This is a genomic window from Caballeronia sp. GACF4 (assembly GCF_023631025.1).
Taxonomy (GTDB): Bacteria; Pseudomonadota; Gammaproteobacteria; order Burkholderiales; family Burkholderiaceae; genus Caballeronia.
The window spans coordinates 268,408-293,899 of record NZ_JALQDW010000025.1; the positions used below are offsets into that span (position 1 = coordinate 268,408).

Genomic DNA, 25,492 nt, shown 5'->3' on the forward strand with positions numbered 1-25,492 from the left:
AATCCATCTCTACGTTGCAGGCCTTCTATTTCCGCGCCATTGCAAATGGGATAAGTCCACGCGGCTGATCCTTCTTTCTTTTTGTAACGACGACTTCCTTAGTTGTGGTTTCACTGATTTGAAACGCTAAGGTAGTCCGTCACGAAACTTATGGATCAGTCGCTGAGTCGTTCATACCAGACGTAATAATTCAAAGCCTCTGCGACGTGGCGGCAGCGGGCTATCCAATAGGTCATAAAAGATAAAGAATTGCCTGGATTGACTTGCGCGTTACTCGAGATTTGACGCCTACCACCTACAAAGCGGAACCATAAACACAAAATATTCAAAAAATCTCTATCGCACCCCATAGCTCCTAACAGAATACGCCTGCATCAATCCCTGTACGAGCTCGTTCGACACATAATGCGGCCCATCGAAAAGATAGGTTTTATATCCGCGATAAGCATCGATCTGCGGCTTCAATTCATCGACCGTTGCGGAGCGAAATCCGCCACCGACATTCGGTCGAAACGCCTCCGCGATTATTCTCACGCGATGGCGCCCCAGGCGCGCCGCAAGCTGATCCGCATATTGCCGCGCTACTCGCGGTTCGCGCGCATAGACGCCGCATCCATCCTGCAATAGCACACCGACATCGCGCGGCAGCCAGCCATCGAGCCATTCGGCGATCGCACTCCCACCCACGTTCGCGCGATCGTAGACGCTGATCCAGAGCGGCCGGGGCAACGCATCGAGCAAGGTGCGCAGCGCGCTCGCATCCTGCCAGGTCGGATCGATCTCGACGGGAAAGTAGTAGCCCGTCACGTGCACCGGCAAGACGACATCCGCCAGACGCATCGACTCGATGGAAAGCTGCGCCGCATTCGCACGCGCCACCGCTTCGCTGAAACGTCCCGACAAGCCGATGATCACATCGCGTGCCCAAGGCTCACGTCCAATGCGCTCCCAGTCCGGCATGCGCGGCGCCGGCCGAAAGCCCGCGCCGGGCACGAAGGAGATGCCATCGACCGCCGTCCATTGGACGATCAGTTCGTGCGCGCCAAGCTTGTCCCAGTCGCCGTGCGGATCGTAAAACGTGTTGTCCGGCTGCCAGACGATGCCGGAGACGATGCGCGGCGGTTGCGCCGGCGCCGCGCTCGCGAAGCATATCGATGCGAACACGCACGCCGTCGTCATCACACGGATAACGGCGCGCGAAGTCCGCGCGGGCAACGCGCTTGCGATTGCATCTGCCTGCGAGCCCAATCCAGGCGACTGATCGACGCCGCCGCCCGCACTTACAGGCGACGAAGCAAGCGACCGAGCGCCGCGCACACTGAGCCCCGCGAACAACGAAGCGCGTAATCGCCGTGCAAACGCATGACCCGCGAACATGTCATAAACCTCGTACATGCAAGACCTGCACTGCATCCAACCCATCGGCAGCATGAGCGCCATCAGTACGAGAATACCGCACCGAAGAACACGCCCTTCGCGCGATCGTCGCCAGCCACGCGCACGCGATATTGCACCGATATATCGACGAACGAGCGCGTCGTATCGTAACCATCGCCACGGAACCAGTAACGCGCCGCCACGCCCGCGCCGATGCCCACCGGCACGCTGCGATCGATTGCAGAATCGTAGTCCACGCCGACCACCGCATGCGGAAACACGGTGAGGCGCGGGCTGATCGAATCGATACGATACGTGCGTCCGAGCCGCGCGTTCGCGGTCGCATACGTCGACGGATTCACAAGGTAATGGCCCGCCTCGCCGTAGAACGTGCCGGTCCACCAACTCGGCACGTCGAGGCGGCGCGTGTCGCCGAAACCGGTCGAATAGGCCGCGCGCGCGAGCCAGTCGGAGCGCACGTCCGAGCCTATCGGCAAGATCTTTTCGATGGCGAAGATCGCATTCACTGATGCAAACGGCTTCACGCGCGCACCCAACGCGGCCTGCAACGTCGATGATCCCGACGGTCCGCTACCCTGCACGCCGAAGTTCTCGTAACCGCGCGCATAGACTTCGAACATGCGGTCGCCGAGGCTGCCGAACGGGCGCCAGTACGCCTCCGCGCCCGCTTGCCAGTTGCTCGACAGGCCGGGCGTCGGGTTGAACGCAAAGCCCTGCTGCGCGCCGCTGCCGCGATAGTTCACGTTCATGCTGAAGCCCCAGTCGCGGGTGGCTTCGGCGTGCGCCGCGCGCGCGTCGTACACGGCTTGCGGCGGGAGCGCGTCGTCTGCGTGAGGCGCGCTCGCGGTGCGATCCATCGCGCGTTCGAGATAGCGCGCGCCTTCATCGTTGCGATGCATCGAAAGCGCGGCATAACCCGCATCGGCTTGCGCGCCCGGTGGCAATGTCCCGCTTCGTTCAGCGCGTGCGAAACGGTCCAGCGCAAGCTGCCGCTCGCCCGCCCGCGACGCGATGAAGGCCGCCTGCAGGTCGCTCATCGAATCGAGCAGATTGGCGTCGATAGCCGCGCGCGCTTCCTTCGATGCCTCGCGCGTTTTTCCCGCCGCCGCGAGCGCATCGATCAGCGCGATGTGCAATTGCGGATCGTCGGGTACGGCGGCGACTGCATTGCGCCAGTGGTCGATGGCCTCGCCATGCTTGCCATCGCGTTCGGCCAAGCGTGCGGCGCGCGTGTCGGCGAGCGCGGGGTCGTGGGCGTAGACATCGCACGATGCGCCGTAGCGGTCTTCGCGGCAATCGAAGGTCGGCCGCGCACGCGGGTCGATGTCGTTCTGCGCGGCGGCGGCCATTTGCAGCATCGTCTTTGCGCGCTGACGGCGTAGAGCGATGGCTGCGTCGGCATCGTCGAGCGCGGCGGCGTTTCGTTGCGATACGTACGGCAGCGCATCGAGCGCGGCTTGCGGACGGTTCTGCGCGAGCCGCACATCGGCGATGATCGTGCGTGCCACACGGGCATCGCGATATCGACGTTCGGCTGCGGAAGCGGCTTCGCCGCTCGTCGAGGCCACGTCGTTCGTGGCTTGGTTGCCGCGCGACTGCGTTACGCCCGCAATTGACGGATTGGCGCGGCGCGCATCGGCTTCGTCGAACATCACGTTTTCGCCGGAAGCCGCGGCTTCGGCGCGGCGCGCGTCGCCTTCGGCGATCAACACGCGTTCCAGTTCGATGCCCGTGGGGTCGGCGCGCATGGCGCTGCCTTGCGTGTCGGCGTTCACGTTTGCATCCGTAGCTTCGCTGCCGCGTTGTCGATGGCGCACTGCCGCCGAACCAGCGAGCATCGCGCTGCTTGGGTCTGAGGGGTCGGCGCTTGTCTTTGCACTGGCAGCGTCACTTTGGCGCTGATTCCGCAATGCCGAGGAAGCAACGCTCATCGCGCCACCATCGTTCTCATCATCCGCCTGCGCCCCAACGTTCGCCCGCGTATCCCCCGCCTGCGACAGCGACTCCGGCGCCACCGCCAACGCGTGCGCGAAATCCGCGTCCGCATTCGCGCCGCGCGCCGCACGCGCATAACCGCGCAAGGTCCACCAGAGCGCGTCGTTGCGATCGATCGCGATGCAATCGCTCGCCGCCGCTTCCACGCCCGCCAGATCGCCACGCGCGAAGAGGGTTTCGAGCAACTGCGTGCGAAACTCCATCCGCGACGGCGCGAACGCCACCGCCTTGCGCGCATGGCTTTCCGCTTCGACGAGATCGCCATTCGCACGCGCCGCATACGCCGCCTTCGATTCCACCGGCGCCAGCCGATCGCCGATATAACGCCGCCGCGTGCGCAATTCGTTGTTCTCGCCGAAGCGACGCGCGGCATCGGCGGCGGCGGCGTAGGCTGCGGGATCGTCGCCGGAAGCGGCGAGCGAATCAACGAGCAGATAGCGCAAGCGCTCGACTTGCGGCGCGAGACGCACGGCTTCACGGCTCTCGCGCACGGCCGCCGCGTAATCCTTCTTGCCGAAATCGCGATACGCCGCGCGCGCGGCCACGAGCGCCGGACCTTGCAGATCGCCGGCGCCGCCACCGCCCGGATGCCCTTCGCCACCGCCCGCGATCGACGTATCGATCTGCCGGCGGCGCGAGATCAATGCGGGCACGGGTCCGAGTTGCGCGATCGCATTGGACAGTTCGTGGCTCGCTTCTTTCAGACGGCCACGCGCCGCCAGCGAATTGGCCAGCAGCACGCGCAAACCCACGACGTCCGGCCGCTGCCGAATCGCCTCGCGCGCCGACGCGGTGGCATCGGCATATCGATGTTCGCCGAACGCCGCATAAGCGTCGCGCGCAATGCGATACGGCGCGCCGCTCAATTGCAAGGGCAAGGTTTCATCGGCGTGTGCGTGACCGCTCGCGCACATCATCGCGGCGGTCCAGAACATGACGCGAGCGACGCGGGATGTCGCGCGCGTTGCCGGCGGCGTCATCCGGCGCGCGTTCGGCCCCTGACGATCGGGCATCGTTCCGGTGTGCAATCGAGCCCCATGCTTTCTCGCAACCAAATCGATTCCTTCCCGCACAGCCGATTCTTCGCCACGCAGGCGCGCACGATAGCGCTTCATTGCCCACCCGCCCGCTTCGCATACCGGCGCCGTTGCTCGCCCACCGCCGAAGCGAGCGCTTCGCTCGTAATCACGCGTTCGGCGACCATGTAATCGCCGATACGTCCATGCCGCTCCGGCCGATAATTCTGCAACGCCGTTTCGAACGCGCGGCGCGTGACGAGGCCCATCTCGATCATGATGTCGCCAAGCAAGGGCACGCCGCGCGCAGCCTCGTCGTTCACCGCCTTCGCGGCCGTCTGCTCGTCGCCGGAAAGCGCCGACACGCCCACATCGCGCAACATCCGCAAGCCTGCCGCGATCTCGCTTTCGCGCACCACGTTGATCGATACCGCGCAGCCGGTCGCTTCGCGCAATTCGGCGAGCGCCGCGTCATCGAGCAGACTGGCGCTCACGAAGATCGCGTTGCCGTTCGCATCGGCGCCCTGGGGCATGGCGCGCAGGCGCACGAGCGTTTCCGGCGGCACCGCGACGCCCGGCTCGTTCTGCATGCGAGCCACGTCGAACCTTCCACGCGGCAAGTCCGCCTGAAACGCGATTGCTTCCGCGAGCGTCTCCTCGTCGAGCCAGCCGCGCGTGACGAGCACGCGTCCGAGCGGCGCTTCGCGCGCATGGTCCGTCTGCTTCGCCTGTTCGAGCCGTTCGGGGTCGATCGCCTGCCACGACACCAGCAAGTCGCCGAGGTCCTGACGCGTGCTGCGCAAGCCATCCACGCTCGGGAAATCGTGCATCGTCTTGTCCCACGCGAGCCGCCTTCCCGTCACCACATGCACGATAAAAAGGCGCCACGCGCGCGACACCGCCATGAAGTTGACCACGTTGCCGATCACCATGCGCGGCACCGCCAGAATGCCGTGCTCCCAGCCGTAAAGCCGCGTCGTGAAGACGATGCGCTGCGTGACGCGCAGCAAGAGCGCGACGAAGTTCGCGGCGAGCAGCGCCTGCAGCCAGCCGGAATCGATGAACGGTGACGGAAAGAAATCATTCGTGAAGCCGAAGTACGAAGCGCTCGCGAACAGCATGAACTGCACGGCAAGCAGATAGGCCAGCATGCCGACGAACGCCGTCACCACGCCCTTGCGATCGCGCAGCAAGAGATAGCGGTTGGCGAGCGTGCCGCTCCAGCCTGTCAGCGCCCAACCTTGCAAGCCGATGCCGAGCGTCCAGCGCGCCCGCTGCCGGTACGCGGTGCGAAACGTGTCGGGGAAAAATTCGCGCACGCAAAGCGGCATGGTGGTCGTGATCTCGCGCTCGGGACCCAGGCCGAACCACACCTTGCGGCGCGACGTGAACTGCACCGGAAACAGCGGAAAGATGGACTGCATGCCCATCTTGAGAATGCGCGCGCCGATATCGTAGTCTTCGGTGAGGCTCTCGGTATTGAACGGCTGACTCTCGGTCTGCCGAACGAGCGCGAGCATCGCGCGGCGCGAGAAGCACGTGCCCACGCCGGCGGAGGGCACCGCACCCGCGAGACTTTCGCGCACGACCAGATCCTTTGCGTGCCATTCCGCGAACTCGTCCATGTACGTGCCCGCGACCAGTTCGAACCAGTTGCGTTCGAGCGATGCCACCGGCAACTGAATCATGTCTTTACGCGGCAGCAGATAGTTGAAGAACTTGAGTTCGATGGGATGCAGCACGTCCTCGCTATCGTGCATGACGATCCCCGCGAACTCCACGCCCGCCTCGAACTCGTAGCGCAGAATCGCCTGCACGAGCCAGTTGAGACAGTCGGCCTTGCAGGTCGGCCCGTCGTGCGGCACTTCCACGCGATGCAAATGCTTGTAGCGATGCCGCATGCGTTCCACTTCGCGGATCGTCGCCGGATCGTTCTGATAGGTGCCGACGAAAATCGTATAGCTGCGGTAATCGAGCACGCGCACGAGGTCTTCGATCATCGGCGCGATGACATCGTGCTCCTGCCAGGCGGGCACCATGATGGCGATCGGCTGCTCGTCGCGCGCGTAAAGCTGCTCGACGGTGAGCGGCGCGTAACGGCGTTCCACCGTCACGCGCCGCCAGAACTTGCGGGTCCAGAACCAGATATCGATGAAGAGATCATCGAGACTCGACAGCAGGATGATCGTCGCCACCACCGCCGCGACGTATTCAAGTGTCTGGTAGTACTCGGCGACGAGTATCTGGCCGTACCACCTGATCGTTTCCAGGATCACGCGCCGTTGTCCTTCTTCTGCCGGCGCAGATGCCTGCGGCGCGCCTGACCCGCCAGCGCGATCAGCACCAGCAACAACACCACGAGCACGGCCGGAATGCCCCAGCGCGCCCAGTGCCGCGTGATCCAGTCGGAGCTGCCCGCCGGTTCATCGACGAGTTCGTCGGGATTCACGGTATCGAACTGCTTGAGGACGCCGCTGCCGTCCACCACGGCAATGTCGCCGCGCGAGAGTTGCAGCTTGTCGCTAAGTACGGGCATGGCGCCCGCCGAGCGATACACCACGCCGCTTTGTCCGTTTGAGCTCGCCACGCTCACCACCGCGACACGCGAAAGGCCCGACATGTCGAGCAGCATGTCGCCCGAAGCGGACTTCAGCGAGAGCCTGTCGGCCGAATAAACGGCGGGATTGTGCTCGTCGGCAAGCGGGACATCGGCGGCGAGGAACGCGCCATCCGGATGCACGGTCGCGCCCGACTCGCTCACGGCGAACTTCGCCTGCACGGGAGCGACGCCCGCCGCGCCTGTCAGATAAGCGAGACGCGGCACGCTGTTCAACGCATCGTCGAGCCAGGCGTGCGGCACATAAACCGTCGCCGCCGATGCAAAGCGCGCCGCCATGCCCGCGAAGGTGTTGTCGAGCGTGGAGTTGCCGAGTTGCAGATGGCTCGTCGGCAACACGGCGACCGGATAGGCCTGGCGCGCCTGACAGCCCGCATCCGGTTGACGGCGAAAGCTCACGCGCAATTCGTTGGTGCGTGCAAGCGCATAGCGCGGAATCGGCACGATGATGCGTTGACGCACGCCATCCACGTTCAGGAGGCGCGCGCCGATCATCACGTCGTTGAAATACACCGTCGCGGTCGCGCCGCCGTTGGAGAGTGTCGGCGATGCCGCGAGGTCGAGCACCACGTTCTGCGGCAGACGGCCGTTGCCCGAAGCCGCGGCGAGGTCGAAGCGCGCGGACCATGACGCGTTGGTCTGCACGTCGATGCTGCGCGGATCGCCGCCGAGCTCCGAAAGCGCGATGTTGTCGCCGCGCACGCGCTGGTCGGCATCGATCGAATGCACGATCAGCCGGTTCGATACATCGATGGGCCGCCAGCTTGCCGCCAGCGCGCCGATGCCGCGCGTGTCGCCGACCACGATCACCGCGCGTCCGCCGACATGTGCAATGCGCACCTCGCCCGGCGCGAGCGGCGCGGTCAGCGTGTTCATCGTGCGGGCGCGCCATTCGTCGAAGGCGGGCACGGCATCGGCGGAAGCGGTGGCGACTTGCGCGCGCAACGCATCGAGCGCGCCGACGATGCGCTTTCTCATGCCGTCATCCGCCACGATCACGTCCGGACCGAACGCCGCGCGCGCTCCGAGCGCGACGAGCGCGCCGAGTTCGGCGTCATCGCTTATTGCATGCTTGCCGCCCGAGGCCAGCGCGCTGAACGCGGGAATCGCGCGCAAAGCCGCGGGCACGTCGATGCCGGTCAGGTCGGCCGTATCGCCCACGGCTGGCAGCGCCTGCACGAGCGGGCGCTTGCCGTCGCGTTGCAGGAGCGCATCGGTGCGCCAGGCCGTGTCGTAGGCGTCGCTGGCGAGTTTTGGCGACGACACCGCGAGCACCGGCGCGTAAGGCAGCGCGCTCCACGCCGTGCGCAGATCGCGAATATCGGCGGGATCGAAGCTGAAGGTCAGACGCGTTTCCGGACGCACGCGCAGCACGTTGCCGATCGCGGTCTGGTCCGTACACACGTTCTGATTGATTACCGAGGCGAAGCCGAGCCCGAGCCGCACGAAACCGGCCGAACGCGGCGCGCCGTCCACGCCGATGTTCACCGCGACGTTGCCCGCGTCCTGCGTGAAGGCGCGCGAGAGCACGGGCGAGCCGTCGAGCGAGAGCAGCATCGTCACGCGTCCGCCGTCGCCGCGTACGTAACCGCCGTCGAGTTGCAGCGTGGCGTCGCTGAGCGGGACATCGGCGGGAACGGGGAGATAGAACTCCTGGCGCGTGTCGGGTGCGCTCAGCGTGACGTCTTGCAAGAGCCCTAGCTCGCGTAATGTCACCGTGCGCGCTTCGCGGCCGTTGAGCCCGAGATGCGCGAACGTGCTTGCAAGATCGCCGGCGGCGGCGAGCGCCGCGCACGGAAGCGCCATGAAAAAGGCCGCCCATGCGGCGGTCAAAGCGAGTGCGACGCGCAATCGGCGCGGTTTGATGATGTCGTTGATCAAGGCGAATGGCTCGAATTTTGGCGCATTCTCACGCACAGCCGCTCAGTCGCCCGAAGAGGCTCGAGAGCGCGAACGCGCGAGATTGCGATGGTCTTTTTGGTGCAACGCCCAAGCTGGCAGTTATTTCGTTCGATATCCGCATCGTTCGCTTCGCGGCCTTGCGGCGCTTCGCGCGATGCGCGCACTGCCGCACTACGCAACCGCCGCGCGCATCAGACGATGCTGCTCCTCGGACACGCGCAAGTCGGGGCGAAACTCCTCGAAAGGACGGTCCAGCAACGCCGAGACGATGCGCGACGAGGCATGGCCGTCGCCATAAGGGTTCACGCTGCGGGCGAAGGCGGCGCGGGCGCTTTCATCGTCGAGAAGCAGCGACACAGCGCAAACGATTGCATGGCGATCCGTGCCGACGAGCCGCGCGGTGCCGGCCTGCACGGCTTCGGGGCGCTCGGTGACATCGCGCATCACGAGCACCGGCTTGCCGAGCGCGGGCGCTTCTTCCTGCACGCCGCCAGAGTCAGTCAGTACGATGGACGCGCGCTGCAGGAGACGCACGAAGCCCATGTAGTTTTGCGGCTGGATGAGGAACACGTTCGGCGAGGCGCCGAGCGCGCTGATCACCGTGGCCTGCACGTTCGGATTCAAATGCACCGGATAGACGATCTGAACATCGTCACGCCGGGCGATCTCGCCGAGCGCCGCGCAGATGTCGCGCAGACCTTGGCCGAAGCTTTCGCGCCGATGACCGGTCACGAGCACGAGTTGCTTCGAATCGTCGAGATACGGGAAGCGAGCATCGAGCGAGGCTCGCAGCGTGGCGTTCGAGTCGATGCGCTTCGTCACTGACAAAAGCGCGTCGATCACCGTGTTGCCCGTGATGATCGAGCGGCCTTGCAGCGTCTCGCGCGCGATGTTCTGTTCCGAGCGCTGCGTCGGCACGAACATGAGGTCGCTCATGACATCGACCACGCGGCGGTTCATTTCTTCCGGCCAAGGCCGCGTCATGTCGCCGGTACGCAAGCCTGCTTCGACGTGCGCCACCGGCACGCGCCGATGAAACGCCGCGAGCGCGCCTGCCGTTGCCGTGGTGGTGTCGCCGTGCACGAGAATGCGGCACGGCTTTTCTTCTTCGATGACGTTATCGATCGCGCCGATCAGCCGCGCGGCCAGCCCGTTCAGACTCTGGTTCTCGGACATGACCGCGAGGTCGTACTGCGGAGCGATATCGAAGAGATCCAGCGCCTGTTGCAGCATCGAGCGATGCTGACCGGTTACGCACACGATGGACCGAACGCCCGGCTCCGCTTCCAGCGCCTTGACGAGCGGCGCCATCTTGATGGCTTCGGGGCGCGTCCCAAAAATGGACAGTATCGTTGTTCGCTTCGTTGTCATTGGTCCCGACGGCTACACAATCTTTAACAATTTCGATTGTATTCAGACGTTTAGAAACCTTCTGCCAACTAAAGTGTAAAAAAGTCTAACGAGAGCTTTCTGCTCTCGCGTGGCCATGTTTTGTCAAGTCATGGACGGTGGTTTTTACCGGAACGGTTAGTTTTTTCCCACACTTCGAAGCGCGCAGCCGCCTCATGCGCACGGCCGTTTTATACGATCAATCGAAGTCGATATCCAGTAGTACCGAACTCATGGATTTCCCATGAGCGTCGAGGGCGAGGGACGTCGGGCACTTGCCTGGGAGCGAATGCTATTGCCGCGACACAGCCGTCTTCTATCATTCGCTGCGCAGCCCGCCATGCAGACTCCCGTGAGCATGGATAGCGGGCGGACATTGTCCGTAGTGAGGAACGCGGTTCGCGAGCGAAATGTCCGTCGAACTGAATCAGTGCCCCGGTGCGCAAGTCTATTTCTTGCCGCTTGCCTTAGTATCGGTGAGCTCCGTTACTTGCCGATCGGATAGCTCGAGTTTGAGCGGAGCATCGGCGGACAGCTTCTTCGCCTCGACGACCTGCTTCCAGCTTCCGTTCGCAGGCGGATCGCGATAGAAAGCGGCGATCGCTATGTATGCCGTTTCCTTTTCCAATGGCTGTGAAAGACTCACCGATGCAGCTGGGTTGACCACCACGCCTAGGCTTGCCTGGAGATCCTGCGCGAGCATGGTTTTGTCGTCACGAATGAGATCGCCATAGGCCGCGCTGTCGAATAGCTTGCGGTCCTTCAGTTGATAAATGCGTACCGCCACTGAAGTCGAACGACCCGCCGCGTCCTGATTCAGCCCGGCGCGCGCGGTCAGATCCACGTCGAGCACTTTCACCCGCTTGTGGAAGACTGCGTTATAAGCGTCGACCGAGGTATCGGAAACGGTTTGCCAAGCGCCGCATCCGGAAAGCAGCAGCGTCGCGGCGACGCTTGCTGCGCTAAATCGTTTCAACATGATTGCCCTCTGCTTGATTCGAAGTCACGCCGCGTGCGGGCTGACATATGGCTTGAGATAAGGATTGATGCCGGGAGCAGGAAGCGCCTCGCACACACCGAGCGATATCTCGATGTCGCGTTCCGCCTCGGAGGGCAGCACGACGGTCCAGCCGAGCCGCGGGGCGCGCGCACCCAGCAGGACGCCAACCGCCGGTGTCGGAACGAAACGCGAGGACATCTGCACGCGCAAATGCACATCGGCCTTGACGCCGATATAGAGACGCACCAGTGCCATCAGATCGCGATGCAGCCACCCACCGGGCAGGAGATCGTTGGCCTGCTCGGCGTCGCGCGGACGCATCGTCACACGCACCGCACGGCTACGATAGGTAATTCGCTTGCCGAGCACATAACCTCCGCCGAGGCCACGTCGCTTGCTGCCGGCGCTTGCGGCACCGACGTCTTTCGCGCTTAGCGGCGAACCCTGTTCCGTGCGCTTCGCAACCGGCCAGAACTCATCGACCCTGACCTCCACGCCGGGCGCACCAAGCGCAATGACGCCAGCCAGACCCTCCGGCGTGCGAGTACGTTGGACCATCAGACTTAGCAAGGCGAGCATGCGCGAATCTGGCAAACCGGCGCGCGCGGGCTTGTTGCCCCAGCCGAAACCAGCAAGACACAAAAGCTTTTGCGAGTGCTGGTCCGTACCGCCGTGGCAAAAACTTTCCGGATAGCGATACTTCTTCCACGTCCGATAAAGCAGCGTCGCCAGCCGATGATTGAATTGGTCGAGAAACGCTTCGACTGCTTCGTGCCCCTCCTCGCGCTGGACGATATCGTCGAGATAATGCGTCGGCATCGTCGCATCGACGCCGTACAGACCCATGAACGTAGTGCGCACGGTAGGCGCAAGCAGGGCATCGCCCTCGTCCGCGTATTCGATACTCGCCATTTCGCCTGCGGGAAAGCCCATGCGCGGGCGCGGCCTGAAGCGCACGGGTTCGTGTTCGGGCGTGTCACGCTCGCCGAAACCCGGCCTGTTCGGCTCGCTCGCCTCAAAAAGACGGCACAGTTGCATGAAACTCATTCGTGGCGCGCGCGCGAGCAACGCGGCGACGAACGGTTCGACCCCCGATAGATCGCGCGCCGTCATAGCGGAGCACGCCGCGTCTTGCTGCGCGGCCATTCGATGCGAGCCTGCGAAGGCAGACTCACGATGGCGAGCTTCGTGAAGAGATTGATTTCCGCATACAGTTCGAAGAAGCGATGCAGCAGTTCGGCGAACAGCATCACGTCGCCTTCGCCCGAGAACGCCTGCGAGTCGAGCGTCACTTCGATCAGCACGCCGCGCTCCACAGCGCCGCCGGAAATCTCCTCCAGCAGTTGCTCCGAGACGTGCAGAATGCCGGCGAGCCGCCGCCGATTGAGTTCGTCGTTGGTCCAGTCATACAGTGCGAGCGCGCCGCGCAAGACCTCGGCGTTGAGCATCGATAGAAAATTTGGCGCGAGATGTGACAACACGCGCCACTGAAACCGGTCGCCGGTGGGCGGATAAAGCGGCAGCGTCGGCGCGACGAGATTACGCACGCCGCCCACGTTTGGCGTGCTGAGCGCGAGCTCGTCGATGCGCGCTTCGCGCAAACCCTTACGCGGCAACATTCCGTTGGTGCCGGTCACGCGTAGCGATATGCTTTCCTCTGGCAGCGTCTGCATCGAATCCCATGCATGTCCGCCAAGAATCACCCACGTCTCGTGTAGACCGTCCATACCCGGCCGCACGCGTGTATGGAAGTATCGTTCGGGCGACTCGTGCCGCAACATGCCTCCGCGATGTCGAAACGTCGCGAAGGGAACATATTCGAAGCGCTCGGCGGTTTCGTGATCGAAAGATTCGGCGGCATCGACCGAATAGGTTTCGACGTGCCCGCCCTGATGCCCCGCGGGCACCACGCGATACTCCGTCTCGTGATGATTGATTACCACCGGCTCGGCGTCGAGGCTGAACAGGTTGATGACCGGCGTGCAGAAGAGGCGCAAATTGTCTTTGTTAAAACGCTGATCCGACGGATATGCATGCTTCAACACAATTTCGAACTCGAAGCGCGTCGCGCCCACCGGAAGCATGTCGATGTCGAGCCCGCAAAGATCGACGAACAGAAACTTCTCGCGGAACGTGAAATATTCAAGCAGCAGCTGATAGCCCGAAAATGCAGCATCCGACTTAGGCCACAACCGTTCTTCAGGAGAGAACCCTGCTGGTTCGATGCTCACGCCTTTGCACGGCAGGGCCTCGCCGTTACGAACCTCGGGGATGCGCCATTCGATGGCGTCGACCTGACGGGTCAGCGCAAGGTGCATGGCAAACGCCGTCGGCTGATCCGCGCTCAGGTGTAGTCGCAGGCGCGAGAGATCGGTTTCCGTGCGGCGCGCCGAGTTATCCAGTTCAAAGGCTATCCGAATGACCGAACGGCCGTCGTGCCGCACCGCGGGGCCTGCCTGCAAGAGGCGCAACGGCTGCATGGCGACGGGCTGCGTCGTGCGGTAGAGGCATTGCACCGTCCGAGGCGCAGCGGTTGTGCCTGAATCCGTCGGCACGGAAATCGGCGCGGAGCGCACCGCGACGCCTGCCGGGACGTATGCGGTTTTCTGCATCCGCTCGCCTTGCGGCAAGAGTTCCACGACGGACAGCGATGGGATCATCCGCAAGTAGTGCGGCCAGAGCAGGCTTACGATGCCTTCTGTCAGCTCCGGCAGTTCGTCGTCGAGTTTCTGCCGAAGCCGGCCCGTGAGAAACGCAAAACCTTCATAAAGACGTTCGACGTAGGGGTCGCGATCACCCACGCGATCGAGATTGAGCATGCGCGCGCGATCAGGATGCGCCCGTGCGAACTCGCGCCCAGACTCGCGCAGATAACGCATTTCTGCTTCGTAGTAGCGCAGGACCGGATCGCCGCGCGAGAGGTCCTGATTGGGGTCTTGTGTCGATTCGTCGTTCATCTATGTTTTCATGACAGCGTGAGCGCACGCGCCGGGTCCAGCACGATCAGTTCACTACGCAGTTCGCCGATACGGTTGGTCAGCGTTGTCTTGTCGGCGTCCTTGCGGACACTCATCGTCTTCAATGCACGCATCAATTGCTGCTTGACCTCAAAAGCGAGCGCCGGCTCCCAGCGTGCGAGAGGCAAGGTGCGCGTAGCGGCATCGAGTTCCGCGAGAAGTGAGAGTGCGGTATCCGCGCGGCCGGCCTGCTCGGCCAGACGCGCCATCATCAGGCGCTGCAGATAGCGATGCTTGTCTGTCTTCATGCCCGGCAGCGCATCGAGCCAGATAAATGCGGCTTCAATACCATCGCGCGCGAACAAATCACGCGCCTGTGCTTCGATCTCGGGCCAGTCTCCGGCCGCACCTTCCGCGGCATTTGCCGACACCGGCAACGCCGCGATACTCTCGCCTGCGTCAAGATCGCGCACGACGGCGTGACGCGCGATCCACTCGAGCGTGACATCATCGGCGAAAGGTGTACCGTCAGTGAAGGCAAGCCGCTCGATGCCGGGAAGACGTTCGAGAAAGAGCGCGAAATCCGCGCGCAGCAAATCGCGCCATGCATCATAAGGCGTGCCTACGTTATCGAGCGCAACGTGCTGAAAATGTTGCAGATCGAACCAGAGGTGATTGACCCCTTCCATGAACGCCGCTTCGACGCGTTCCAGCAACTCGTTCCACTGCTTTTGCAGCACGAGGCGCTTGAACTGCTGACGCAATTCGCCGCGTGGCGCGGCGAGGCGGGTTCGAGCGCCGGCATCCGCGGGCGGAACTTCGTGAAGCGTATCCCAACGGATACTGCGCACGAGTCGCGCAGAAGGCAGATAGCCGTTTTCCTGATCGCGCAACCATGCTGCCATGGTGCGAGCCTGATCGAGCAATTCGCGCTGCGATGCGATCGGGGCGCTACCGGCAAGCGCCGGAGCCGACGGAATCGGCGCGGTCGTGCTCGGCTCGGCGCTTTGTATGCCGTCGTCCTTGCGTTGGAAGCGAGAGGCGAGCATCTGCAAGTTGGGCCGCGCCGCTTCCGGCCATGTGAGTGTCTTTCCGACGATCGCATCGAGCGCGGCGACCGCGCGTTCCACATCACCAGGATCGAAAGCGTCCCGGCTGTCGAGCAAGTCCAGCGTGCGTGTCGTAGCGAGCATTTCGAGCGCGCCCTTCCTGGCTTCGGGACGCAAAGGCAAGATGGCATCGCCGAAGCGGTCGATCATGGCAGCAGCGAGTTCGAGACCATCGACGAAGCCTTCAGGTCCGTCCTGACGCAATCGCGCAAAAGCGTAATGGCCCGCGACACGCAGATCCTTGCCGACTTCTTTCGTGATTTGCTCGCACGAGCGGACAATCAACGAATCGTCGATGCCCGAAAGTTTCCCTGCTTCATCCTTCAAGCTGAAAAAGGCGTCTTCGTAACCGGGATCTCGACCGACGCCTGCATCTCCGGGAAGCGGCGCGAGCCAAGCCTCCCAAGTGTCGAGGCGAGCGCGAGCAAATTGGGCAGCATCGCGCGAAGGGAAAAGCGTTTTAAAAAGACCAGCAAACATCAATGCATCTCTGTGGTTGCGCCTTGCGGCAAGGGAATGCCCAACTGATTCGCCGCAGTGAACGCTCCGGGAGGCAGCGGCGGAGGGTTCGAGGCCGCCGACGTCGCCTTCGTCTTCGCGGGGTTATTAACCAGGAAGACGCGCTCCGGCAAAGCGAAGTGTCGTAACACAAGTACATCGAGCGGACCCGCGCCGCCTTCCGCGCGCATCTGCACCGAAAGAGGCAGCGCCTGACTTTGATCGGGTGTCCAGGAAAGCAAGTAGCGCGCGCTGTCCTGTTGCGTAACCTTCGCACGCTCGAGCAGGCGTATCACGCCGAAACGGCCTTGGGCATCGAGGGCCGAGCGCAGGCCGCCTTGCGCCGTTTCCCATTCCAGATGCGTGACGTTCTCCAGCGACTGGCCCGGCCATTCGAAGGGCATCCATTCTTCTTGCTGATTGAAGTACTTGAACGTGCGGCCCGCAAGCACGAACGTCATTTCGGTGACGCCGGGAGTTGGTACACCACGGAGATCGAAGCGGACGTGTGCATCGCCGGATGGAAACATCACGGTCGAGACGCGCGTGAGCTTGTTGAGCGCGATAAGGAACGCGGGATCGAGCGTAAGCGCGCCCTGATTCGCGCCCTGCGCCGCGGCCCAGTGATCGCCCTGCCGTTCGATGATGCCTGCAAGTTGCGTCGCGACGAACTGCGCAATCACGCCATTGTCGAGCCGCAGGAAGCGCGCAAGATCGGGCAACGATGCATCGTTGTCAGAATCCGCGAACGGATAGCGGGATGCGAAGTTGCGATTCCAGTCCGCGAGAATGGCCGTGCGCCAGATGTCATTCAGACTTGCGGACGCGGGGCGCACGACAACCTGCCACGTCTGGTCGAAGGGAGCTTCAAAGAGTTTGCCGAAACCGGCCCAGCGCTCGCCGAGGCTCGCGGACACACGGCTTGCGTAGTCGCGGCTGTCAGCAATATCCGAAGTCTTTCCTTGCAGCATCGCTTGCGCCGCGGCGCGCGACATGGCGTCCGGGTCGGGACTGGACATCATCTGCTGCGTTCTCAGGCGCATGGCGGTGACGCGTTCGAGATAGCGCGGCAGACTGAGGTCGCCGACAGGTTGCGGCACGCCTTTCCCATTCACGGACGCAGCGGCTACGAGATCGCTTCCGGTCAGGCGCAGGACGGGGCCGAAAGCTTCGGCGAGCGGGGTGATCCTAGCTTGAGCGCGCTTCGATGGGTCTTTCTCGTCGGCGCCCACGAGTTGCTGCGCCTTCGCGATCAGACTGTCCGACAACGTTTGCGTCGATGCGCCGGCGCCGGCCTGATAGACGATTGCGTCCATCAACGCGACGAGCGGCGAGCGTTGCGGGTCGCCGAGCAGTGTCAGTTGATCGACCGTGCCGGAAAGCGACGATGCATCCTGCCAGCGAATACCGTTGAGAAATTGCGCCCAGGCGCGGAAGTAGTCGTCGAAGTAGCGTTGGCGAAGTTCGGCCTTCAGCGCCGACGGCGATGTATTGTCGGCTTTCGCGTCTGAGAGCACCCAATCGCCTGCGACGGTGTGATGTTCGCTCGCCTCGTCGATCGCTTTGGGAATGCGTTCTTCCCAAGCGGCGCGCGTGAAAACGCCCGGGACCGTGGCGCTCGTGCCGAAGAGGCCGCGACTAGGATGATCCCCGAGGATGCCGGCCAATGTCAGCGGCGGATATTTGGGCTTGGTCTCATCGATGATCTGCTGGTAGATCGCATCCGTCGAATTCTGGATTCCGCGCACGCCGATGATCGTCTGACGCGCCGACGCTGTCAGTGCCGCGTCGGGTGTCAAGGCCGGCGACGCCCCGTGCTTTAAGTGGCTTGCATAGAATGCAATTGCGTGCTGGCGCAGGTCTTCCCACGCGCCTTGCGTGAGCGTCGCATCTTGCTGGCGCGCAGGTTCGTTGGTGGCGAGTAGCTGCGTCGTAAGGAAGGTTGCGTCGGCGTGCTCGGGGTTGGCGAGCATGAGATATGTTCTTAGCGTGTCATAGGCTGCCTGAACTTGTGCGTTGCCGCCACTGGCGATTTCGGCATCCGATAGCGAGGCAAGTTGGCTCAGGCGGTTTTCGAGTTTGGCTTTGATGGGAACGATCAGGACGCGTGAGGCGGCGTTGAGGTAAGCCGGCCAGAGGCGCTGGTATAGGGCGGCGTCGTGGTTCAGACCGAAGCGGGTGTAAAGCGGTGCGCCTTCCTTCCTGCGGATTTCGAGCGTGTCGAGTTGTTTGTCGAGCGCGTCGAGGGAAAGCAAGGCTTGCGTGGGATTTTGGGTAGATGAGACCCGACTCGATGTCGACGCCGCCTCTTGCATCGCCGACATGTTCGCCGCACCTGAGATCGCGGACCCCAGAAGCCAGACTGCTGTTGCGGCGATCAGCGCCCACGCCGCTGCGCCAGGCCACGAGAGGCCGACGCGATAGCCATGGACCTTCCGGCTGTGGTCGGCGATGGCGCGCCAGACCGCTGGATAACGCGCTTGTACGTCACTCGTGGCCAAATCCTGCCCGGCTAGCGTTCCTGAAAAAACCGGAGCGAAGAGAAGTCCATGAACATCGTTTCGCCAAACTTCAGATGCAGCAATCCTTGACACGAGACTACTCAATTTCTCGCGCGCTCCGTCGATGTGCTGCGATAGCTCCGCGATGACTCTATCTCGCGGATCGCTCGCAAGACGAGACACACCCACGCCAGCGAGGTTCGTAGCCAGATCAAAAAGCGACGCTTCCACGTCCATGCCGGGAATGAGTCCGCTCGACCAGGTCAAGCCAATCGCATCGCCCTCGGGATGAAGGAAAAACTTGCGTGCGAAAGAACCACTTGCAAACGACGGCATCGCAGCCGATGCGGTCTCGGAACCGGCCTTTGAGATAGAAGGCGTCTTGACTAGAAAATTGCTAGTGCCGCCGACTTGCGGCTGACTGCCGGAAAGCTTGAAGAACGCCCCACCGCCATTAGAGATGAGCACGTCTTCCTGGGCCGCGAACAGTAGGCGCTTTCCCTTGATCAAAACGTCGCCGTTTGCAGTCAACTCGATCGGCCCTGCTTGAGCCTGAATCTGAACCGGTCCTTTAACCGCGAAAAATTTCAGCCCGAGCTTGTGCGCCAGCAGTGATATGGCTTTGCCTGCTGCCACTGTGAACTTCTCGGTCACGCTGAACTCAGCGTTACCACCCGTTGTCGCGCTGATATGTCTGCCGCTGGAAAATTGAATATCAGCCGGCGTTGCCGATACGATTCCGTCCGGTGCGCTGACGAGCACGACAGCTTTCTTCAGTTCAGCATAGTCATTCAAAAGGCGCACTTGTTGTGCCTTGACATCGGCGAGCTCCGCCTGGGCGGCTTGCGCGATCGCAGACAACGAGGTGGCTTGATCTAGCGCTGCCTGTAACTGCTTCATGGCGTCTGGAGCGTCGAGTTGCTTACCCAAAGCGCCCGGCTTTGCCTCGGCGGTGATCAGTACGCCCTTACCGCCCCTGACCGCCACGCGTTCGTCGCTGCGCAATTCCGCGCCTCTGCCTCTCTCCTTGCGATTGCCATCGACCATATGCCCCAGATTCAGTTCGCTGGTCTGAAAAGGCGTAGTCAGGTGGATATGCTCGATACCTTCTTTATCCTCCATGCGCAGTTCGTTCTGCGCAGCGGTGCGAATAAGATTTCGAGTATTGTTGAGGTTATTGACGGGATCGGGATTCAGACTGTCGTGTAAAGCTCCAACGATGATTGGCCTGTTCGGATCTTGCGCCGTGAAAATAAGCGCTACCTCCGTCCCGTCGATCAATGGAAAGTGGTGCCCGTAATCCGCCCCTGCGTAGGGCTTCGCCATACGGATCGCACGGCTGCGCCCACCCGGACTCCATTCGTCCAGATCGAACGGCATCTTGGTGACATACAGCCCCGTTTCAGTTAGATAGCTATACTTATATTTCCCTGGCGAATCGATCCGCGCCGGCAAGATGCCTTCGATTTTCGGCCGAACAACCGAGTCGATACTTGTACGCCACTTGCGATCCGCTGGAATCGCCCGAAAGGCACACCAGTACGAAGTTCTCCGCCCGCCGCCGCAACGAACTGAAGTGATGAAAAGCCCATGCGGCGCGTCTTGCGGGTTCACGTCCAACCGGGTCACCTCGCCCGCTTCGAGCGAGAACGGATTACCCCGCCCTCGATAGCTAACTTGCATAGCCAGGTGTTCTTCATGCCGCCGGCGCGCGACTTCTTGCCCCTCTTCGATGGTTTCGTAATGTTCGCCCCAGGTGGAATCCACCCCGTTGGTGCTTTTATCACCCAGTGCAGCATTGGTCTCCACTAGCAGCGACACGTCCGCCTGCCGATGGTTGTAGTCGTTCAGTTGAATCGCTTCGGGCACACGCCGCGTAATCGTACGCAGTGACCGGACGGACTCCGCGCCCGCGCTTTCCAAGCCCGAGTGCGCACGAAATGGCACAGTCCGTTGTTTGCGCGCGTAGCCATCCAGATCGTCACCGAAAATGATTACGGCGCGATCATGCTTCTGCTCGAATCTGAACCACAGACCTTCCTCAGCACAAAGTCTTTGGATAAATGCGAAAGTGGTCTCGTGATATTGAGTGATGTACTCGTGGCGTTTGTACTTGCCACGCAGCCCTTTGAAATCGAAGTCCACACCCAGACGATAGCCATAGTGCCGCAGCGTATCCGTGATAATTTCGACCACGGATTGCTTTTGGAACAGCCGGCTTTTTCGGACACGTGCTAGATCTGAAATCCTAGGCTCGAGCTTGACCCGGTAATGTGTTTCGTCGGCAGATGTCCCGAGTACCTCGAAACACGTGATGATCCCGTGCGTCAAATATGGCTTGGGCATCGTGCTGAAGTCTTTCGCCCTGTCGCCAAACATTTTTTCAAGGTATGCCCAGTTCGGATCGATCGGTTCAATCGTGAACGTCGCCGGGCGGCCGACCACCTGATTCATTGGGATGTCGGCAAGCGGGCTAGTGAAATCAATCCAATACTCGTATAGCTGACTGATAGCAGCGAGTCCACTGAATTTAAGGACAGAATTTGGACCAGGTTCCGGCTTTAGGCTCAAGCTATACGCTTGACTTGGCAACACCATCGACATTGTTCAGCGTTCTCCAAATTCAAAACATGTATTCGACTGCGACACCGACGTCCGATTGCCTTTCGAATGGGCCCGGCAATCCGCGAGAGCAGGAAGATGTATGGCAGACGCGAGTTAATGCGACTATTCGCGGTGGCTTCCTTTGTTTCGTACAGCGCCGGCTTCTGTGCCGAGTTAGCCGAGAAGAAACACGCAAAGTCGTGGTTCTTATAGAACGACAAGGGAATGAACCCGAGGTTGGCGAATTCAAATTCGCGCGTTTCGGGAATCAGCACTTCGGTCGGGATCTTCGGCTGCACACCGGTGCCAAGGTCATACAGGTGAACCGGCAGATCTTCCACCTTTCCGCCCGCTTGCGGACCACGAATCTGCACACACCAACCGTTGTTCACGAAGCTACGCGTCATGTTCGCCGCAAACGCAAACGACGCATTAACCCACAGATAACGGTCATGGTCAGGACCCTTGACCTGCTCTTCATAGTTGAATGCGCGGACGGGCGTGGTGTCCTTGCCGTACGGCAAACGGCCAAGCACGCGCGGCATGACCAGACCCACATAGCGCGAGTCATCGGTGTCGCGGAAGCTCTTCCATTTCACGTATTCAGCGCGATCAAAGAAGTTTCCGATGTCCTGGATAGCCGCGACTTCTTCCATCGACTTCTTGCCGAAGAACTGCGCGCCAACCGAGCCGATGAAAGGCATATGAGCCGCTGCCGCGACCTTCGAGATATTGCGCAGAAGCGCAACGTCCACCGGCGAGTTGGCGAATTCGAAGTCGCTGACCATCGCGCTGATAGGCTGGCCACCCGGCGTGTCGTATTCTTCGATGTACGTCAGTCGATACAGGCCGCTCTGGATCAGCTCCGGCGCGTCCTCGAAGTCGCGGCTAAGCGCGTCCTTCGACACGTCCAGCACCTCGATACGGGCATTCTTCCGAAAGTCCGTTCGGCTAACGAGCATCTTCAGACCGCGCCAACGGCCTTCGAGCGCCTGGAACTCGGGGTTGTGCATCACTGCGTCGAGTTGCTTGCTGATCTGACGGTCGAGCTGACCGATGAAGAAATCTAGCAGCGACTTGTCCAGGCGATCCACCGGCTTGCTGCTTTGCGCCACGAGTTCGAGGAACGCGCCCATGCCGCGTGCGAGACGTTCGTCGGCAGACGCTTCCGACAATGTGTCGTTGTCACGAAACGCTTCCAGCGGCCGAGCCTGCGCAACCGGCGTAAGATTGATCTTGTCGCAAAGCGATGCATAGACGCTACCGCCTTGCGCATCACGAGGTGCGTCAAGCACGACGGTCTCTGCCGCGGCGCTCTGGCGTGCGGGATTCTTGCTCATTTTCTTGTCCTGTCTACGGTGCTTTTCGAGAGGTGCCGAGGGCGCGTTAAGCGTTGCCTTCGGGCTGCGTGGCAGCCGTGGCGATTTGCGATAGTTCGCCGCGCAGCTTGTCCGACATTTCCTTGTTCTTCAGAATCTTTTCGAACTCGCGGCGGAAAGTGCTGTTGTCCAACAAATTCGACTTCAGATCGCGCAGCAGATTGCGCACGGCCAGAAGTGCCTGAAGTTCCGGAATCTGACGCGCCACCTGTTCCGGCTCGAAGTCCTTCATCGAACGGAACGACAGGTTCACCGGCAACTCAGAGCCGTCGTTCGCGAGCGTATTGTCCGCACCGAACTTGAGGTCTGGCGCGTAATCAGCAAGCACCGCGTCGAAGTTGTTCTTGTCGATGTTGACTTTCTTTCGTTCGGCGAGCGGCGCTTGCTCTCGCCCCGCGCTGAAATCGCCTGCAACGAGTAGCTTCAGCGGCAACTCAATTTTCTTTTGCGCGCCGCCGGTATGCAGGTCGAGGGTGATCGAAACCCGGCTCATCGGGATTTCGCGCTGGAAGCTGTCCATAAATAGTCCTTATTGATTAGCCATAAGCGCCACTCGATCTGCGAACACGCAGGAACCTCTCGAAGAAGATTCGTTGCGACAACGAACCGCACTACTTGAAGGCGCGACTCTCGAGCACGCTCATGGATCTGTTCACTTGATTGTGATTCTCATTGGGGCACTATTAGAACAGGTTCCACATCAACTGCCAATGATCGTACGGCGTGACTAATAGTTAGGCAACGAAGCTTTATGCAAGGCCTTAATCTTTGTCCCTTCAAAGACTTAGTACTACTCGTGTAAATCGACGGAAGCTGAGATTCGTCGGTCCCTCAACTCAAATGCAACACCATTTGACAATTTCCACGTCGCGCACTGGACGCGCTTCATATCTCGAAATAAATGTTTCGCGTCTCCGGCGAAACGGTACACAGAATGTCCTCGTTAGCAGATATGATTCGTCGCTTCGTTTTAGTTATCAGCTATACGAACTAAGTGGTGAGAGATAGAATTCTCAACTGATGGCAACAATAGCTAGAGAAGAAAGACATGCGGATCGAAAAACCGCTTTGGCATGAAGGCCTGATCCTCACGCAACAGCATTTTCAGCAACAGGACCGTTGGAACGAGTTCGCCTTGAGGCAAGTCGCGACGGCCGCGCTGGCTCAACCATGGGGCACCCTGTCCGTCGAGGTAGATGAAGACGCGCTCGCGTCCGGGCGATTCAAACTGACTCGACTCAAGTTGCGTTTTCCGGATGGCACTCCCATCGACACGACGCTTGCTCAGGCGCTGCCTCCGGCGCGCGATTTGCTCGAAGGCGTCGGTGCTAATCGGCAAAGCGTTACTGTGCTGGCCGCGCTCGCGCTTCCCGATGCAAACGGCAGCAACTGCCGCATGGATGAGACAGCGTTGACTCGTCCGCGCCGCTCCTATCGTGAGTTCGTGAAAGTCGTCGATCTCAATGGCTCGGATGAAGCGGAGATCGCGGCCGAACGCCATGCCCTTAGGCTGCTGTTCGACTTCGAACCACACGCCGACGACACGGTATGCGCCATCGCACGCCTGTCGCGTTCAACCAGCGGACAGTTTCAGCTAGTCTCGCAATACGTGCCACCGTGTCTGACGTTGGGCGCTCATGCTCTGCACATGGAGCGCATCAATCGCCTGACCGACATTCTGCTGGCAAAAAGTCTCGCGCTCGGTGCGCGTCGTAGTGAGCGGGTCGATCAGGTGACGGAATACGGCGTGGCCGACGTACAGCTGTTCTGGCTGCTGCATTGCATACATGCAGCGTGGCCGAAGCTGCGCTTTCTTGCATCGAATCCAAATCAGCCTCCTGAGCGGCTGTACGCGATCATCGCCGAACTAGCGAGCGCGCTGATGACGTTTTCGACCGGATCTCAGCTTACCGACATCCCTCTCTACGATCACGCACGCGCCGATGAAGTCTTCACGGAGCTGGAAGCGTTGATTCGCCAATTGCTCGATGCAATCATCCCGTCGCGCGTGGTGTCGATCGGGCTGTCTCGTGACAATGCGACGACATGGTCAGGCAAGATTATGGACGAACGTATCGCATCGGATGCAGCGGACTGGTATCTGTCCGTGAACTCATCACTCCCGGCGTTCGAACTCGTCGAACGCATCCCGCGCTTGTGCAAGATCGGCGCGCCCGACGATGTCGAACACATCGTCAATTCCGCGCTTGCGGGCATCGCACTCAAGCCTGTGCAACGGGTGCCGTCGGCTATTCCGGTCCGTCTCGACAATCACTATTTCGCGCTGGACGCCGCGAGCCCCGCGCACGCCCGATTGCTGGCTGCCCGCGCGTGCCAGATCTACTTGCCCTCATCCGTGCCGGATGCGGCGCTTGAACTCTACGCGGTGCTACGCGCATGACGACGCTTACTTTTTCGCCGGCGCGCGGCGACATGTTGCTTCGGTCGACGAAGCCGACCATCGAGCCGGCTGCGGGTCTGACAGGCTTGCTACGCGCGTCCGCTCTTCTCGTTACCACACTATCGGCCGGTGGCAAAGCCAGTGACTTCGACGTGCTGCGCCACCGTTGCAAGGAACTTGTCGAAGCGTTTGAGACGGCGCTTACGCAGCATGGGTATTCGCACGACGTAGGCGACGACGCAATCGTCGCGCTTTGCGCACTGCTTGACGAAACCGCCTTGCGTCATCTCGATCCTGTGAATAAGAACAAGTGGATCGCGGAACCCATTCAAGTCGAGCGTCTGCAGCACCATAACGCTGGCGAATACGTATTCGAGCGAATGGCAATTCGCATGCGCGAAGCGGCGCCGAGTGTCGACTTGCTCGAATGCTATGCAGCAATCCTCGGTCTTGGCTTTCGGGGTCGTTATGCGTTAGAGGACGAGACAAAACGCAACGCGCTCATTACTAGCCTTAATGCGCAAATTGAGCAGTTACGCCCGTCTCAACAGCCTGTGTTTCTGATCGAACATGGCGGACGCCGCCTCGGTAGCTGGTTTCAGCGCCTGTCGCCTTGGGGTATTGCCGGATTGTGCGCCGTAGTTGCGCTGGCTGTCTGGTTTGCGTGGCACGTGGCGCTCGATGCTCAACTGGTTAGCACGATTCCGTCGGGCATCAAGCGGTGAA

General features: G+C 61.5%; 13 protein-coding genes and 1 pseudogene. 2 read left to right on the forward strand and 12 right to left on the reverse strand.

Going from position 1 to position 25,492, the window contains the following annotated elements; all coding sequences use genetic code 11:
- Positions 1–336: 336 nt before the first annotated feature.
- The 12 genes and pseudogenes from NCR40_RS23580 to tssB all read right to left on the reverse strand — a co-directional run bounded on the left by NCR40_RS23580 (position 337) and on the right by tssB (position 22,885).
- The gene (locus NCR40_RS23580) at positions 337–1,395 is read right to left on the reverse strand and encodes an alpha-amylase family protein (RefSeq protein ID WP_350029323.1); all 1,059 of its coding nucleotides are present in this window, start codon (positions 1,393–1,395) and stop codon (positions 337–339) included.
- A gap of 44 nt (positions 1,396–1,439) precedes the next feature.
- On the reverse strand, positions 1,440–4,373 hold the full coding sequence (locus tag NCR40_RS23585) for an NfrA family protein (RefSeq protein ID WP_250510810.1): 2,934 nt from the start codon (positions 4,371–4,373) through the stop codon (positions 1,440–1,442).
- Positions 4,374–4,504: 131 nt separating this feature from the next.
- The gene (locus tag NCR40_RS23590; RefSeq protein ID WP_250510811.1) at positions 4,505–6,685 is read right to left on the reverse strand and encodes a glycosyl transferase family protein; all 2,181 of its coding nucleotides are present in this window, start codon (positions 6,683–6,685) and stop codon (positions 4,505–4,507) included.
- Complete coding sequence (locus NCR40_RS23595) at positions 6,682–8,907, reverse strand: cellulose biosynthesis cyclic di-GMP-binding regulatory protein BcsB (protein WP_250510812.1); 2,226 nt, start codon at positions 8,905–8,907, stop codon at positions 6,682–6,684. The genes NCR40_RS23590 and NCR40_RS23595 overlap by 4 nt, the downstream gene beginning before the upstream one ends.
- A 192-nt stretch (positions 8,908–9,099) precedes the next feature.
- Complete coding sequence (gene wecB, locus NCR40_RS23600) at positions 9,100–10,299, reverse strand: non-hydrolyzing UDP-N-acetylglucosamine 2-epimerase (RefSeq protein WP_244829942.1); 1,200 nt, start codon at positions 10,297–10,299, stop codon at positions 9,100–9,102.
- A gap of 466 nt (positions 10,300–10,765) precedes the next feature.
- Positions 10,766–11,296: a type VI secretion system lipoprotein TssJ gene (gene tssJ, locus NCR40_RS23605; RefSeq protein ID WP_250494245.1), complete on the reverse strand. Its 531-nt coding sequence runs from the start codon at positions 11,294–11,296 to the stop codon at positions 10,766–10,768.
- A gap of 24 nt (positions 11,297–11,320) precedes the next feature.
- A complete protein-coding gene (tssG, locus tag NCR40_RS23610; protein WP_250510813.1) occupies positions 11,321–12,463 on the reverse strand; it encodes a type VI secretion system baseplate subunit TssG in 1,143 nt (380 codons plus the stop codon).
- Entirely contained in the window at positions 12,427–14,274 is a 1,848-nt protein-coding gene (tssF, locus tag NCR40_RS23615) for a type VI secretion system baseplate subunit TssF (protein ID WP_244829939.1), read from the reverse strand. Before tssF ends, tssG begins: the two co-directional genes overlap by 37 nt.
- 8 nt (positions 14,275–14,282) lie before the next feature.
- Positions 14,283–15,863, reverse strand: a complete 1,581-nt coding sequence (gene tssA, locus NCR40_RS23620; protein ID WP_250510814.1) for a type VI secretion system protein TssA — start codon at positions 15,861–15,863, stop codon at positions 14,283–14,285.
- Positions 15,863–20,986, reverse strand: a complete 5,124-nt coding sequence (gene vgrG / locus NCR40_RS23625) for a type VI secretion system tip protein VgrG (RefSeq protein ID WP_250510815.1) — start codon at positions 20,984–20,986, stop codon at positions 15,863–15,865. Before vgrG ends, tssA begins: the two co-directional genes overlap by 1 nt.
- Positions 20,987–20,994: 8 nt before the next feature.
- Positions 20,995–22,326: pseudogene (tssC, locus tag NCR40_RS23630) on the reverse strand (type VI secretion system contractile sheath large subunit); the annotation flags it as partial.
- 46 nt (positions 22,327–22,372) lie between these two features.
- On the reverse strand, positions 22,373–22,885 hold the full coding sequence (gene tssB / locus NCR40_RS23635; RefSeq protein ID WP_250510817.1) for a type VI secretion system contractile sheath small subunit: 513 nt from the start codon (positions 22,883–22,885) through the stop codon (positions 22,373–22,375).
- A 528-nt stretch (positions 22,886–23,413) separates the two neighbouring features.
- Between tssB and tssK the strand changes: the two genes are divergently transcribed.
- Entirely contained in the window at positions 23,414–24,766 is a 1,353-nt protein-coding gene (gene tssK, locus NCR40_RS23640; protein ID WP_250510818.1) for a type VI secretion system baseplate subunit TssK, read from the forward strand.
- A gap of 32 nt (positions 24,767–24,798) precedes the next feature.
- A complete protein-coding gene (locus tag NCR40_RS23645) occupies positions 24,799–25,491 on the forward strand; it encodes a DotU family type IV/VI secretion system protein (RefSeq protein WP_250510859.1) in 693 nt (230 codons plus the stop codon).
- Position 25,492 lies beyond the last annotated feature (1 nt).

Coding starts and splice junctions, on each gene's coding strand:
- NCR40_RS23580 (WP_350029323.1), bottom strand. CDS start 1,395: ATGTACGAGGTTTATGACATGTTCGCGGGTCATGCGTTTGCACGGCGA.
- NCR40_RS23585 (WP_250510810.1), bottom strand. CDS start 4,373: ATGACGCCGCCGGCAACGCGCGCGACATCCCGCGTCGCTCGCGTCATG.
- wecB (WP_244829942.1), bottom strand. CDS start 10,299: ATGACAACGAAGCGAACAACGATACTGTCCATTTTTGGGACGCGCCCC.
- tssJ (WP_250494245.1), bottom strand. CDS start 11,296: ATGTTGAAACGATTTAGCGCAGCAAGCGTCGCCGCGACGCTGCTGCTT.
- tssG (WP_250510813.1), bottom strand. CDS start 12,463: ATGGCCGCGCAGCAAGACGCGGCGTGCTCCGCTATGACGGCGCGCGAT.
- tssF (WP_244829939.1), bottom strand. CDS start 14,274: ATGAACGACGAATCGACACAAGACCCCAATCAGGACCTCTCGCGCGGC.
- tssA (WP_250510814.1), bottom strand. CDS start 15,863: ATGTTTGCTGGTCTTTTTAAAACGCTTTTCCCTTCGCGCGATGCTGCC.
- vgrG (WP_250510815.1), bottom strand. CDS start 20,986: ATGTCGATGGTGTTGCCAAGTCAAGCGTATAGCTTGAGCCTAAAGCCG.
- tssB (WP_250510817.1), bottom strand. CDS start 22,885: ATGGACAGCTTCCAGCGCGAAATCCCGATGAGCCGGGTTTCGATCACC.
- tssK (WP_250510818.1), top strand. CDS start 23,414: ATGCGGATCGAAAAACCGCTTTGGCATGAAGGCCTGATCCTCACGCAA.
- NCR40_RS23645 (WP_250510859.1), top strand. CDS start 24,799: ATGTTGCTTCGGTCGACGAAGCCGACCATCGAGCCGGCTGCGGGTCTG.